The 13,606-nt window shown below is 55.1% G+C and carries 13 protein-coding genes; 11 read left to right on the forward strand and 2 right to left on the reverse strand.

The features are described from left to right. The first annotated feature begins 129 nt into the window (after positions 1–129). The 8 genes from C7459_RS10370 (at position 130) to C7459_RS10405 (ending at position 8,109) form a co-directional block, all read left to right on the forward strand. Positions 130–831, forward strand: coding sequence for a pirin family protein (locus tag C7459_RS10370; protein ID WP_109688954.1), 702 nt, complete (start codon positions 130–132; stop codon positions 829–831). Positions 832–873: 42 nt separating this feature from the next. Next, the gene (locus C7459_RS10375) at positions 874–1,506 is read left to right on the forward strand and encodes an FMN-dependent NADH-azoreductase (RefSeq protein ID WP_109688956.1); all 633 of its coding nucleotides are present in this window, start codon (positions 874–876) and stop codon (positions 1,504–1,506) included. Positions 1,507–1,783: 277 nt separating this feature from the next. Next, positions 1,784–2,245 carry an NUDIX hydrolase gene (locus tag C7459_RS10380; protein WP_109688958.1) on the forward strand — a complete coding sequence of 154 codons (462 nt, stop codon included), beginning with the start codon at positions 1,784–1,786 and terminating at the stop codon, positions 2,243–2,245. A 143-nt stretch (positions 2,246–2,388) separates the two neighbouring features. After that, on the forward strand, positions 2,389–4,629 hold the full coding sequence (locus C7459_RS10385) for a methyl-accepting chemotaxis protein (protein WP_109688960.1): 2,241 nt from the start codon (positions 2,389–2,391) through the stop codon (positions 4,627–4,629). Positions 4,630–4,764: 135 nt separating this feature from the next. Beyond that, a complete protein-coding gene (rapZ, locus tag C7459_RS10390) occupies positions 4,765–5,631 on the forward strand; it encodes an RNase adapter RapZ (protein WP_109688962.1) in 867 nt (288 codons plus the stop codon). Positions 5,632–5,824: 193 nt separating this feature from the next. After that, positions 5,825–6,811 (forward strand): gluconeogenesis factor YvcK family protein, encoded by a 987-nt coding sequence (locus C7459_RS10395; protein WP_245884502.1) that lies wholly within the window; start codon positions 5,825–5,827, stop codon positions 6,809–6,811. Between the two features lie 30 nt (positions 6,812–6,841). Continuing rightward, a complete protein-coding gene (gene whiA, locus C7459_RS10400; RefSeq protein WP_109688966.1) occupies positions 6,842–7,780 on the forward strand; it encodes a DNA-binding protein WhiA in 939 nt (312 codons plus the stop codon). A gap of 71 nt (positions 7,781–7,851) precedes the next feature. After that, positions 7,852–8,109 carry an HPr family phosphocarrier protein gene (locus C7459_RS10405; RefSeq protein ID WP_109688968.1) on the forward strand — a complete coding sequence of 86 codons (258 nt, stop codon included), beginning with the start codon at positions 7,852–7,854 and terminating at the stop codon, positions 8,107–8,109. Between the two features lie 45 nt (positions 8,110–8,154). Here C7459_RS10405 and C7459_RS10410 read toward each other — a convergent pair whose 3' ends face one another. Next, positions 8,155–8,835 (reverse strand): hypothetical protein, encoded by a 681-nt coding sequence (locus C7459_RS10410; RefSeq protein ID WP_109688969.1) that lies wholly within the window; start codon positions 8,833–8,835, stop codon positions 8,155–8,157. A gap of 75 nt (positions 8,836–8,910) precedes the next feature. Continuing rightward, entirely contained in the window at positions 8,911–9,678 is a 768-nt protein-coding gene (fadH, locus tag C7459_RS10415; RefSeq protein WP_109688971.1) for a 2,4-dienoyl-CoA reductase, read from the reverse strand. A 137-nt stretch (positions 9,679–9,815) separates the two neighbouring features. Here fadH and C7459_RS10420 point away from each other — a divergent pair, with 137 nt between their 5' ends. The 3 genes from C7459_RS10420 to C7459_RS10430 all read left to right on the forward strand — a co-directional run bounded on the left by C7459_RS10420 (position 9,816) and on the right by C7459_RS10430 (position 13,601). Continuing rightward, positions 9,816–11,957: a bifunctional diguanylate cyclase/phosphodiesterase gene (locus C7459_RS10420; protein ID WP_170119406.1), complete on the forward strand. Its 2,142-nt coding sequence runs from the start codon at positions 9,816–9,818 to the stop codon at positions 11,955–11,957. 50 nt (positions 11,958–12,007) lie between these two features. Next, complete coding sequence (locus tag C7459_RS10425; protein WP_109688975.1) at positions 12,008–12,688, forward strand: uracil-DNA glycosylase; 681 nt, start codon at positions 12,008–12,010, stop codon at positions 12,686–12,688. 139 nt (positions 12,689–12,827) lie between these two features. Further along, positions 12,828–13,601, forward strand: a complete 774-nt coding sequence (locus tag C7459_RS10430; RefSeq protein WP_109688977.1) for an NUDIX domain-containing protein — start codon at positions 12,828–12,830, stop codon at positions 13,599–13,601. The last annotated feature ends 5 nt before the right edge of the window (positions 13,602–13,606 follow it).

The raw sequence follows: 13,606 nt of genomic DNA on the forward strand, positions 1-13,606 counted from the left end.
TCACCCTTGACAAAAGGTAGGGGTTTACCCTATGATACTGACATAAAGTTCGTGACTTACTTTTAGTTAGTCACTAACGGTGTGTGAATTCTAGCACACGAGGATACCCTAGATGAGGGGTGAAACCAGATGATCAACGTAATCCAAGCTGGGGAACGCTATACAGCCGAACATGGCTGGTTGACCAGTCGCTTTAGTTTTTCGTTTGCTGAGTATTACGATCCACAAAATACCCGCTTCGGTGTCTTGCGCGTCTTCAATGATGACACGGTGCAAGCGGGCCAAGGCTTCGGTCGGCACCCGCATCAGGATATGGAGATCGTGACCTATGTGATCGACGGCACGCTTGAACATCAGGACAGTCTCGGCAACATCGGGGTGATCCATGCTGGCGAAGTGCAGCGCATCACGGCGGGGACGGGTCTCTCTCATTCGGAGTACAACCACTCGAAAACCGAGCCCGTGCATTTCCTGCAACTCTGGTTCCTACCTGACAAGCAAGGCCATACACCTTCGTGGGAGCAACGCCAGTTTTCCAAGGAGCAGCAACGCAACACGCTACTACCGGTCGTCTCAGGCCGTGGGGTGGCAGATACGTTGCAGATGAACCAAGATGTGACGATCTACCTCTCCAACTTGGAGCAAGGTCAGACGCTCACACATACAGCGGAGAATTCCAATCGCTTGTTCTATGCGTTTGTCATTCGCGGCACGCTCGATCTCAATGGCGAGCAGATGCACGAAGGCGATGCAGCGCGCATCTCGGATGAAGAATCGCTCACCCTAAGCAGTCCCGACGGGGCCGAATTCATGCTCATCGACCTCGTCTAAACCAGCACATACAACCCCCAACTTGAAAGGATGAACAACAACATGGCAAAAGTACTGTACATCACAGCAAACCCGAACCCGGTCGAACATTCCTTCGGCCAAACGGTAGGCGCAGAGTTCGTCAACGCATACAAAGAAGCAAACCCGTCTGATGAGGTTGTCCACCTCGACCTCTACAAACTGAACATCCCGACCATCGACGAAGAAGTCATGGGCGGCTGGGGCAAGCTCCGTTCCGGCGCTGACTTTGGCACCCTCTCCGCAGGCGAGCAAGCGAAAGTTTCCCGCCTGAACGAACTGGCTGACGAGTTTGTTGGCGCTGACAAGTATGTATTTGTCACCCCGTTCTGGAACTTCTCGTTCCCTCCTGTTTTCAAAGCGTATGTGGACTCCTTCTGCGTTGCAGGCAAGTCCTTCAAATACACCGAACAAGGCCCGGTCGGCTTGTTGCAGGACAAAAAAGCAGTCCACATCCAAGCTTCTGGCGGCGTGTACTCCTCCGGCCCGATGCGTGAGTGGGACTTTGGCAACCGTTACCTGGAAACCATCTCCAAGTTCCTCGGCTTCAACCTGCAATCCCTGTTCGTAGAAGGCCAAGCGGCACAACCGGACCAAGCGGACACGATCAAAGCCAACGCGATCGAAGAAGCGAAGAAACTCGCGAAATCCTTCTAATCCTCACTTCGTGAAAAAAAGACCGGCCACACGCATGCGCCGGTCTTTTTTTTATGGAAGTATGGCGAAAAATCGAACTGTGAACGAATGTCATCCTTTGTTAACTTTTGTGTAATGTTTGTGAAATATTCCTGCGCTATAGTGTAGATATCACATTGACCCCCCTTTATATGTATAGAACGTGATCTGTGGCGAGGATACTCTTCTTATAAGAAGAAGAACCTCGCCTCTTTTTTTTGTCGAGTGGCGATGTTATCCTGAAAAAAGGTGATAAAAGATGCAACTTGTTGTCCATTGCGTAATAGAACATAAGAAGCAGGTTTTGATGTTGCAAAAACCCCGGCGTGGTTGGTGGGTCGTTCCAGGCGGCAAAGTCGAAACCGGGGAGTCGCTCCAGCAAGCGGTCGTGCGCGAGATCAACGAAGAGACGGGGTTGGAGCTGACCAACCCGCAATTGCGCGGCGTGTTCACGATCCTCGTGGAGGACGCTGGCGTTGTGGTCAACCACTGGATGTTGTTCACGTTCCAAGCAAGCGCGTTTCAAGGCGAACTGGTCACCGAATGCGAGGAGGGGATCTTGGAATGGGTCCCGCTCGCGGAGTGGATGGAGCGTCCGATGGCGGCGGGGGACAAGTTGTTTTTGCCCCAGATTTTGGCGACTGAGCGTCTCGTCACGGGAACCTTCCGCTACACGCCCGAGTACGAATTGTTGGAGTGGCGACCGGACGCAGAAGCTTAAGTTGGAGATCTCGTCTGTTAATTGAATTTGTTTAGAATTATGTAAAATTTTACGAAGAGATTTAGCAGGATATTTCGGGTCCCACAGAGAATTGGTGGGAGTTTGCATCATTTCTTAGTTGCTGAGGGGGGTGGAGTCTGTCTATGACTACGAAGAAGTACTTCCGTGCTGCCCTGAAGAAAACGGGCATCTTGTCGGTTTTGGACCGCACGTATGAGGCGATTGATAACCGATTTAAGATGCGTCTCAGCCAGAAGCTCGGACTGATTATCTTTGTTACGTTTTGTGGAATTCTCTTGGTTGGGGCGACGTCAATCTTTCAACTGTCCCGTTTAAACAGCGATATGGAGAAAGCTCTGACCGTGAATCTGACAGCCATGCGAATGGCTGAAGACATGAAGGTACAAGTGTCGCAGTATGATCGCCTCATCGTCAATTACATCAGGACTGATACCAACGATGGACGCAAAGTCTTGCTCGGCAACTTGGAGAAACTCAACCTTACGATGAAAAACAATCTCGAAGAGTATGAGAAACTCGCAACCGACGATGCCGACCAGAAGCAAGTTGCTGAACTCAAGAAAAACTGGCTCGCCTACTCCGACGCACAAAACAAAGTCGTCGAAGAAGCGGTGAAAAGCCAAGTCGTCGCTTTTCAACTCTGGGAGGGCAACCTCTCGGCGAGTTACAAAAAACTGACGTCGACGCTTGATGACATCAACAAGAAAAACGTGCTGGTCATCGAAGACTCCAAATCGGTGCTGCATTCGACCTACATCAGTTCCTGGGTGATGACGGCTGTCGCAATCGTGTTGATCGCGTTGGCGGCAGGTGCGCTGGGACTGGCGACCAATCGCTACTTCCTGAAACGCATCGCTCGATTGGTCGAAGTTAACGAAGTGTTGGCAGAGGGCGACCTGCGGGTCGATCCGAACATTCGCGCACACGACGAACTGGGCCAACTGGCACGCTCGACATCGGCGGTTATCGCCAACCTGCGCGTGATCATCGGCCAAGTCGGAGAAGCCTCGTACCAAGTGGCAACCGCCGCTTCGCGCATGGCGATCTCCGCAGAGGAATCGAACCGTGCCGGGCAATCGGTCGCAATCACCGTTCAGGAAGTCGCAGAGGGCACTTCGCGCCAAGTCGAGCGTTCCCAAGACAGCGCGAACCTGATGCACGAACTGTCCGATGCGGTCACTGAAATCACCACGACGATGGACATGATCGTCATGATGGCAGAGGAAACTTCGCAAGTCGCCTTGATTGGACGCGAAGTGCTGGAGTCCACCTCTGAGCAGATCGATGGCATCCGCGATGCGAACACCGAGACGGTGGAAGCGTTCGAAGGGCTGAACACCCAGTTGGGTCGGATCATCGAGATCGTCAACGTGATCACGGAAATCGCTTCACAGACCAACCTGCTGGCGCTGAACGCTGCGATTGAAGCGGCGCGGGCGGGGGAACATGGTCGCGGATTTGCAGTGGTCGCCGGGGAGGTCAAGATGCTGGCTGACCAGTCTTCGAAGGCAGCCGGTGAGGTGCGCAAGATCGTAGGTGCTTCACAAAAGGGCATGGATCAGATGAAGATTGCGTTGGCAGGATCGAACAAGCGCGTCGGTGATGGCGTGCGGGCGATGAATGAGAGCAACCGCAGTTTCGAAGTGATCCTCGCGTCGATCGAGGAGATGGTGATCCAAGTGCAAACTGTGGCGCGGACAACCGAGACGATCGGGGGTTCGACACAGAAGGTGCTGGAGAACATCGAGGATGTCGCGTCGATCACTGAGGAAGCAGCGGCAAGTGTCGAGGAAGTCTCCGCCGCTACTCAACAGCAGTTGGCTGGCATGCAAGAGATCTCCTCATCGGCTGTCATCCTCTCCGGTCTCGCCGATCAGTTGGATCAATCGGTACGTCGCTTCAAGGTCGAAGAAGCGCTCTATGGCAACAATTCATTTGGCCTCGACAATGTAGAGGAGACGGATGAATCAACAGACTCGGACGTTCCAGAGGAATTGTTGATCGCCAGCGCCGTCGCGCTGGCTGACTTGGAAATTCTCCTGATCGAAACGGTCGAGACCGTCGAGGAATCTGAGGACTTCGATCTCGGAGAAGCGTATGCAGAACTGCGCGCCGAAGTGAATGCACAAGCTGCATCGGCGAGCGAGGAGGATACGCCAGAGGACCTCATGGAAATTCAGGACGAGACTGGTTCGGAGGACGCTGACTCAGGGGACTTCGACTCAGGGGAAACTCATTCAGATGAATCTGATGTAGAGGCTCCCAGCTCAGAGCAATCCGACGTAGAGGAATCTAACTCAGAGGAATCTGACGTAGAGGCATCCAACTCCGAGGAATCCGACCCGGAAGACTCCACCAAGTAACCGAAATTCGCCTGTAAAAGAGACGGACACCCTGCGTGTCCGTCTCTTTTTTCTGTAGGAGGCGTTTCTTCCTTTCCTTGGATTGTTCTGGTACACTAGGTGGTATGGATTTAGAGTGAATGCGGGGTGAACACCATGCAAACGGAGATCAATTTAGTGATTATCACAGGTCTGTCCGGCGCGGGCAAATCGGTGATGATGCAAGCCCTTGAGGACATCGGGTTTTTCTGCGTTGACAACCTGCCGCCTGCTTTGATTCCGAAATTTGGCGACTTGATCGTGCAATCGGCTGGCAAAGTCACCAAGGTCGGGCTCGTCTGTGACGCGCGCGGCGGGGACTTTTTCAGTCAGGTGTTCGATGCGTTGCGTGAGTTGGAACAGAAAAGCAATGTCAACTACCAGACGGTGTTCCTCGAAGCGGATGACTCCACGATCATCCGCCGCTACAAGGAAACGCGCCGCCGCCATCCGCTGGCGAAGGACGGACGCGTGGTCGACGGCATCGCGGAGGAACGGCGCATACTGGACGAGATTCGCGGCAAGGCCGACCTGATCATCAACACCACGAACCTCAAAGCAAGCGCATTGCGCCAACAGATTCTCGACCGCTTTGCCCAGATCGACCACCAGCAGATGAAGGTCGACATCATGTCGTTTGGCTTCAAGCACGGCGTTCCGATTGAGGCGGACATGATTTTCGATGTGCGCTTCCTGCCGAACCCGCACTACGTCGACCACCTGCGCCCGATGACGGGCAAGGACCAAGACGTGTACGACTACGTGATGAAGTGGCCGATCACCAATGCCTTTGCCAACAAGTTGACCGATATGATCGACTTCCTCCTGCCGCAGTATCGCAAGGAAGGCAAGGCGCAACTGGTGATCGGCATCGGCTGTACCGGTGGCAAGCATCGTTCCGTCGCCCTCGCGGAGTACCTGCATGAGCACATCAAAGATCGCGAATGGACGACTGTCGTACACCGCGATTCGGAAAAGAGTTGATCCGACGATGGTGCGCTACTGGTTGCTCCTCGCGTGGACCGTCTGCTCGTTTGGACTAGGTCTGATCGCGGCCGGCATCGGAATCCAAAGCGTGCCCGGCCAATCGTCGGTCATCGGTCTCGTCTGCCTGTTGCTTGGCTCCGGCCTCCTCGCTTTTGGGTGGTGGCGCGATGAACAGATCACGCGCAACCAGATGTTGCTGGAGAAGCGCAAGCCGCGTGTCGTCGTCGTCGGCGGTGGCACGGGGTTGTCCACGCTGTTGCGCGGGTTGAAGGAATTTGATATCGACATCACGGCGGTTGTCACCGTCGCCGATGACGGAGGGTCGTCTGGGCGCTTGCGCTCCGACTTCGACATCCCGCCGCCGGGTGACATCCGCGCTTGCCTCGTCGCGCTCTCCGACACGGAACCCTTTATGGAGAAGCTCTGGCAGTACCGCTTCAAAGGCAAGGGTGGCAACGGTCTCGCCGGGCATAGCTTCGGCAACCTGTTCATCGCCGCGATGACCGATGTTGCGGGTGATTTCGAGACGGCGATCAAGCAGTCCTCACAAGTGCTCGCTGTCAACGGACGCGTCCTGCCGGCCGTGCGGGAAGCGGTCATCCTGCGCGCCTTTTTCGCAGACGGTTCATTTGTCGAAGGCGAGTCGCAGATCCCGCTGGTCGGCAAGAAAATTGAGCGCGTCGAAGTCCATCCGAACAACCTCGATCCCTTGCCAGAGTCGCTCGAAGCGATTCGCGAGGCGGATGCGATCGTGGTCGGACCGGGCTCGCTGTATACGAGCATCATGCCGAACTTGCTCGTCACGGGCTTGACTGAGGCGATTGCGCAGGCCAGCGCCAAGAAAATTTACGTCTGCAACGTGATGACGCAAGCCGGAGAGACCGATCATTACACCGCCTCTGAGCACGTCAAGGCGATCTACGACCATGTCGGTCGCGAGTTGTTCGACTACATCCTCGTCAACTCCGCCCCGATTCCCCCCGATGTCGTCGAGCAATACCGGGAGAAGCAAGCCGCTCCGGTCGTCGCCGATCTGTGGAATTTGCAAAACATGGGCCTGAACGTCATCGCACGCAATTTTTTACATTACTCGATCTATGCGCGCCACGATGCTCGCCGCATCTCGGAGCAGATCGTTGCATTGATCGGTCGCGACCCGAACAAACTACGCAAATAGATACGTGAACGGAACAGGAGGTGAACGACCCTGTCATTCGCCGCTCGCACCAAAAAAGAACTGACCATGCTCGATCTCAAGCCCTGCTGCAAGCGGGCGGAGTTGGCGGCGATGATCCGCATGAACGGCGCGGTCGTCATCGCCAACAAGCGTTTCTCGCTAGACGTCACCACCGAAAACGCCGCCATCGCACGAAGGATGTACACGTTGCTGAAGGACTTGTTCGGTGTGCATGCGGAATTGCTCGTTCGTAAAAAAATGCGCCTCAAGAAAAACAACATCTACATGATGCGCGTTCCGTACAACGCGCCAGAGATTCTCCAAGAGCTCTGCATCGCCAATGCCAACCTGACATTTGTCGTGGGCATCAACCCGGCCTTGATCAAAAAAGCATGTTGCAAGCGTTCCTATCTGCGCGGTGCGTTCATGGCAGGCGGTTCGGTCAACGACCCGGAAGGCTCCTCCTATCACTTGGAGATCTCCTCCACCGATCTCGACCACAGCCAGGCGTTGCTTGACCACGTGAACAGCTACGACCTGAACGCCAAACTGATCGATCGCAAAAACACCTTCGTCGTCTACCTCAAGGAAGTGGAGAAGATCATCGAGTTTCTGAACATCATCGGGGCGCACCAAGCCTTGCTGCGCTTCGAGGATGTGCGGATCGTCAAGGGCATGCGCAACCAAGTCAACCGCCTCGTCAACTGTGAGACGGCGAACTTGAACAAAACGATTGAAGCCTCTGTTCGCCAGATCGAGAACATCAAGCTCTTGCAGCGGGTGGTCGGTCTGGAGAACTTGCCGCAGAAACTTCGGGAGGTCGCGGAGCTGCGCGTGCAGTTCCCTGACATCAATCTGAAGGAACTCGGGGAGATGCTGCCAGCCAAAGTTTCCAAGTCTGGTGTTAACCATCGGTTGCGAAAACTCGATGAGATGGCGGAGCGTGTGAAGGAAGGCAAAAGTGTTTAAACATTTTTCGTCATAAATTTTTCCTCTTATGGTATACTAGCCGTAAGTGACGTTGAGGAGGGACCTTAGCGGTGGCAGAGAAGAAGGTAACGGTAGGCTTGCGTTCCGGACTGCATGCGCGTCCGGCAGCTTTGTTTGTCCAAGAGGCCAACAAATACGCAAGCGATGTATTCGTAGAGAAGGAAGGCAAGGCGGTCAACGCGAAAAGCATCATGGGCATCATGTCGTTGGCCATCAGCAATGGCGCGCAGATCATCATCCGCGCGGAAGGCAATGACGCCGATCAAGCGGTAGTACGTCTCGCAGAATTGATCGAAACCGAACAGTAATCAAAAAAACCACGTTCCTGTAACCAGGAACGTGGTTTCTTTTTGTTAGACCCCGACATCGGGGATCGGCAGGTTGAGGAACGTGGTCGTCGGCCGTACTGCCAACTTGTGTTCGAGAATATGCGGAACGTTGCGTAGTTTGTCAACGTCGACCTCCTCCGGCACCCGGACATAGTGCAAGCGCCAGATCGGGCTGTACATCGGATGGCTCGGGAGCATGTCGAAGATCAACTTCGCGCCCGGCACGGGGACGATTTTCCCAGTCGTTCTGTCGATGCCGCGAATCGCTTGGTAGACGTTGCCGGCGCGAATCGGCATCGGGCCGATGTCGAGATAACCAATCATCTGTCCCTCATGCCACGCAGGCACGATGGGGTATACCGGGCTCTTGATGTCGAGCGGTACGACCGGTGCATTCACGATCATCCCTGGGGTGCGCAACCGGAGACCGCGCCGCATCACATCCTGCACGCTCTTGATCGAATCGGGCGGCAGTTCAGTCGGGGCCTCCACGAAGTGTACGACGCGCAGGGCACTGTTGCCGGGCATGCCCGGCACAGAGTCGAGGATCTGTTTATGACGGGCGAGCAAGAGCGGCCCGCCTTTGGGATCGTAACCTCGGATCAGGACGTACATACCGGACAGGGTCAGCGGGGTAGGGCCTGCTGCCACATAACGCACGGGTCGACCTTCCGCCCAGCCTTCAAGCAGTCCAATGGTGCTCAATTGGCTGCTCACCTCCTGTTCAACTCGTTGGGCTACAACTACCGTATGCACGAGGTGAACAGGTGGTGAATCTGCCTACAGGAACATCTGGTTGTTCAGCCACTGCCCGCCGTCCATCGTGATCACGTCGCCATTGATGTAGGCGGCGGAGTCGGAGAACAGGAAGTACGCGAGGTCGGCAATCTCATCCGGGCGACCCAGACGGCGCAGCGGGATGCTCCGCATCATCGCGTTGTAGTGCTTCTCCGACATGACCAGTTTGTCCATGCCCCCCGTGTTCTCAATCGGACCCGGTGCAATCGCGTTGACGCGGATGCCATACTGGGTGCCCCATTCAACCGCGAGCGTGCGGGTCATCGCCATTACGCCAGCTTTGGCGCTTGCCGAGTGGATCACACCTGCACCTGCCGTCCACGCATACGTGGCGAGGATGTTGATGATCGAACCCTTTTGGCCATTCTCGATCCATTCCTTGCCGACCGCTTGGGTACAGTACCAAGTGCCGTTCAGGACGATGTTGATAACCGAGTTCCACGCGTTGAGCGACAGTTTTTCTGCCGGAGCGACGAAGTTGCCAGCTGCGTTGTTGACGAGGTGGTCGATCTTGCCAAATGTCGCTTTGGTTTTGTCGACCATCTGTTGGACGAGTTCCGGGTCGCGGACGTCCATCTGGACGCAGAGCACTTGCCCGTCAAAGGTCTCAATCTCTTGCTTCGCTGCTTCCAAGTTCTCCAGATTGCGGCCTGTGATGGTGACAAATGCGCCCTCTGCGGCGAATTTTTTGGCCATCGCTTTGCCCATGCCAGAACTGCCACCGGTTACGATTACGACTTTATCTTTCATATAGGAAGAAACCCCCTTGAATAAATTAGACTCTACAGTCAAAATTCGTCTCCTTGCTTCCTTTTTCCTCCCTTCCCTGTTTATAATGGAAGAATATACGAGATTAGTGTGATTTAATTCGAGGTGGGATGGCAGAGATGATTCTTTACTTTTTACAATCGAATGGTGTCTACGCGTTGTTTGTCGGAGTGGTGTTTGTCGCCTATCTCTGCATTCGCTTCTTGATGCAAAACTACTTGCGGCGACGAGGGCTGCCACTTTCGATATTGGGCATGGGTCCACGGCTGATGTTCACGGCTACGGCGGTGACCGTGGTGCTGGGGTATCTGCTGATGATTCGCGCTTGCAACAGCGAACGGGCGCATACCCAAGAGATGTTGGCGGGAATTGCGCCGACGATGGCCTATGAGTTAAAGGAACTTGGACATGGGCAGCTCTCCTTCTCGACCTCACCGAATGACCCACACTATCTGAGACTGATCGAGATGATGAAGAACTGGATGGTATTGAATCCGCAGATTTCCTCGATGTACACGATGCGCCAGACGCCAGATGGGAAAAAGGTGTTTCTCGTCGCACCGGAGACCGATTACAATCACGATGGCAAAATCGACAATGCGCGAGAAGCGCGCGTGCCGATCGGCACGATATACTCGGAAGTTGTGCAAGAGCTAGACGCCTCGTTTCGGGGCAAGCAGGTGTTCCAAGCAGAGCCGAACACCGATTTTTGGGGCGAATCGATCTCGGCGTTCGTACCGGTCTATGGGCCAGATGGGCGGCAGGAAGCGGTATTTGGCGTTGATTTTAATGTGAGCATGTTGCAGCACAACCTCACCGTGGCGCGAGTGTCTACGATGTTGCTGGTGTCCGTTTTTATGCTGACGTTGTATTCGTTTTACACGGTGACGTTCCTGTCCTCGGTGGCGCGGATTGTAGAGCGACATCGCCGCGAAATTGAGAAAAACGAAGCGTTGATCAAGCACCAAGCCTACCATGACGCGTTGACCGGACTGCCGAATCGGGCGTTGATCAAGGCGCGGTTGCAGGAGACGATCGAAGTTTGCGGAGCGTCAGACGAGCAGTTTGCCGTGATGTTTCTGGACCTCGACCGTTTCAAAATCGTCAACGACTCGCTGGGACATTCGATTGGGGATCTGCTTTTGATCGAAGTGGCCTCGCGATTGCGCACGTGTGTACAGGAGGAGCATACCGTGGCACGCTTGGGCGGCGATGAGTTCGTCGTGTTGTTGCCCTGTGTGCGGGCGGAGAGCGAAGTGACTGAAGTGGCGGAAGCGATTTTGCAGGCGTTGCAAAATCCGTTTCACATCGAGGGTCATGAGCTATTCCTGACGACCTCGATCGGGGTGGCGCTGTATCCGCTCCACGGTCATGATGTAGATAGTTTGATTCAGCACGCCGATACGGCGATGTACCGCGCCAAGGAGCGGGGCAACCGCTACCAGATCTACGCCAACGAGCTCAATGCCATCGTCTCCGAGCAGTGGACGATGGAGCGGAACTTGCGCGGGGCGTTGGAGCGCGGTGAATTCCTGTTGCATTACCAGCCGAAAGTCGACTTGCAGACGGGGAACATCGTGGGAGCAGAAGCGTTGGTGCGGTGGGAACATCCCGTGTTGGGCATGCTGTCTCCAGCGAAGTTCATCCCGCTGGCAGAGGAGACGGGGTTGATCATTCCGCTGGGCGATTGGGTGTTGCGCGAGGCGTGCCGGCAGTTGAAGGTGTGGCATGAGCGCGGACACCACGCGTTAAAAATCGCCGTGAACCTCTCCACCCGCCAATTCCAGCAAAAAGACATCGTGAAGGACATCCTGCACGCGTTGGCGGAGACGGGAGTGGAGCCAGCGTTTCTGGAACTGGAATTGACGGAGAGCATGGTGATGCAAGCGCCCGAGGAGGCGCGCGAGACGTTGGAGCGGTTGAAGGAGATCGGGGTACAGCTCTCGATCGACGACTTCGGCACCGGGTACTCCTCGCTGAGCTACCTGCGCAGTTTCCCAGTGGACAAGCTGAAGATCGCCCGCGAGTTCATCCATGACATCCCAGACCGCGATGGGGAAAAAATCGTCAACGCCGTCATCCAGCTCGCACACAGCCTGCAATTGCAAGTGATCGCCGAAGGGGTGGAGCGGCAGGAACAAGTCGAGATGTTGAAACGGGCCGGGTGTGATGAAGTGCAAGGCTATCTGTTCTGCCGCCCGATTCCTCCGCACGAGTTGGAAGCGAAATTCCAAACTTTCAACAGTTCGTTTCTAGTATAATGAATGTATAAAATACTAGACGAATCTGTTGATAACGGAGGAATACGGCGTTGACACTAGAGAAGTTGAGTGCAGACATCACCGCTTGTACGTCCTGCCCACGGCTGATCGCGTGGTGTGAGGATGTCGCAGCGAAGCGCAAGAAACAATACCGCGACTTCAAGTACTGGGGCAGACCGGTGCCCGGCTTCGGCGATCCCGAGGCGGAACTGATCATCATCGGCTTGGCACCGGGTGCGCATGGAGCGAATCGAACGGGACGGGTGTTCACAGGCGACGAGTCCGGGGTGTGGTTGTATGACGCGTTGCACCGCTATGGGTTTGCCAACCAGCCGACGTCGGAGAACCTTGCGGACGGTTTGACGTTGACGGGGGCGTACATCAACAACATCGTGCGCTGTGTCCCGCCAGACAACAAGCCGAGCGCCGAAGAGATCCAGACCTGTCGCCCGCACCTCGTCCACGAACTGCAACTGCTGTCCCGCAAAAAAGTCGTGCTCGCCCTCGGGCAGCTCGCCTTCAAACAATACCTCACCCTGCTCAAGGAGCAAGGCATCCCCGTCAAAGGTTTGACTTTTGCCCACGGTGCCCATTATGACTTTGGCCCCGAGCATCCGAAACTTCTCGTCTCCTACCACCCGAGCCAACAAAACACCCGCACAGGTGTGCTGACTCGCGAGATGTGGTATCGCGTGTTTGAGACCTGTCAGGGGTTGTTGGGCGAACAGTAGCAGTAGAGATCATACCCATCGAGAAAAAGGCGACCTTGCGGTCGTCTTTTTACGTTACAAAAATATATTTTACATTTCATATCAAAATGGTTATAATGATATCATCAAAATGACAATATCAAGACTCCGAGGTGCTTGCATGGGAACTCCAGAGAACGCCGCAAACTATACAGCAAAAAAGTACCGGACACCTGACGGAGCACCCTGTGACATCGTGATATTCACCATCGCAACGGTGGAGGCCCAGATACACAAAAAATCCCTGCCCCGCCGAGAACTACAAGTGTTGTTGATACAGCGCAAAGCGTGGCCCGATGAAGGCAAGTGGGCGCTGCCCGGCGGCTTCTCGATGCCGACCGAGTCGCTCTACGAATCGGCCCGCCGCGAACTGCAAGAGGAGACCAGCGTCGAGTCGCCCTATCTCGAATACTTCAATGTCTACAGCACCCCCAACCGCGACCCACGCGGGTGGATCATCTCGCATGCTTACTTCGCTCTCGTACAGGAATCCATCCTCGCCAACCGCCGCGCTGCTGACGATGCCGCCGATGTGAAATTGTTCTCTGTGGACGAAGCGCTGAACACACTTCATCTGGCCTTCGACCACCACGAGATCCTCCGCGATGCACGCGCACGTGTCCAGCACAAAATGCTCACCACCACCATTGCCCGTGAATTTCTCCCCGAGGAGTTCACGATCGTCGAACTCTATCAAGTGATCCAGACAGTCTGCCCTGACTTTGAAGATCCGAACTTCAAACGCAAAGTCACCGCGACGAAGACCCGCCAAGGCTTGATCGAGGAAGCCCGCGATGATCAAGGTGTCAAAAAGACCACCAACCGCAACTCGCAACGCCACGCGCAGCTCTATCGCTTCACCGACTACGAACCGATCGTATCGATCTACCAATAGATGAG

The organism is Tumebacillus permanentifrigoris, assembly GCF_003148565.1.
Taxonomy (GTDB): domain Bacteria; phylum Bacillota; class Bacilli; order Tumebacillales; family Tumebacillaceae; genus Tumebacillus; species Tumebacillus permanentifrigoris.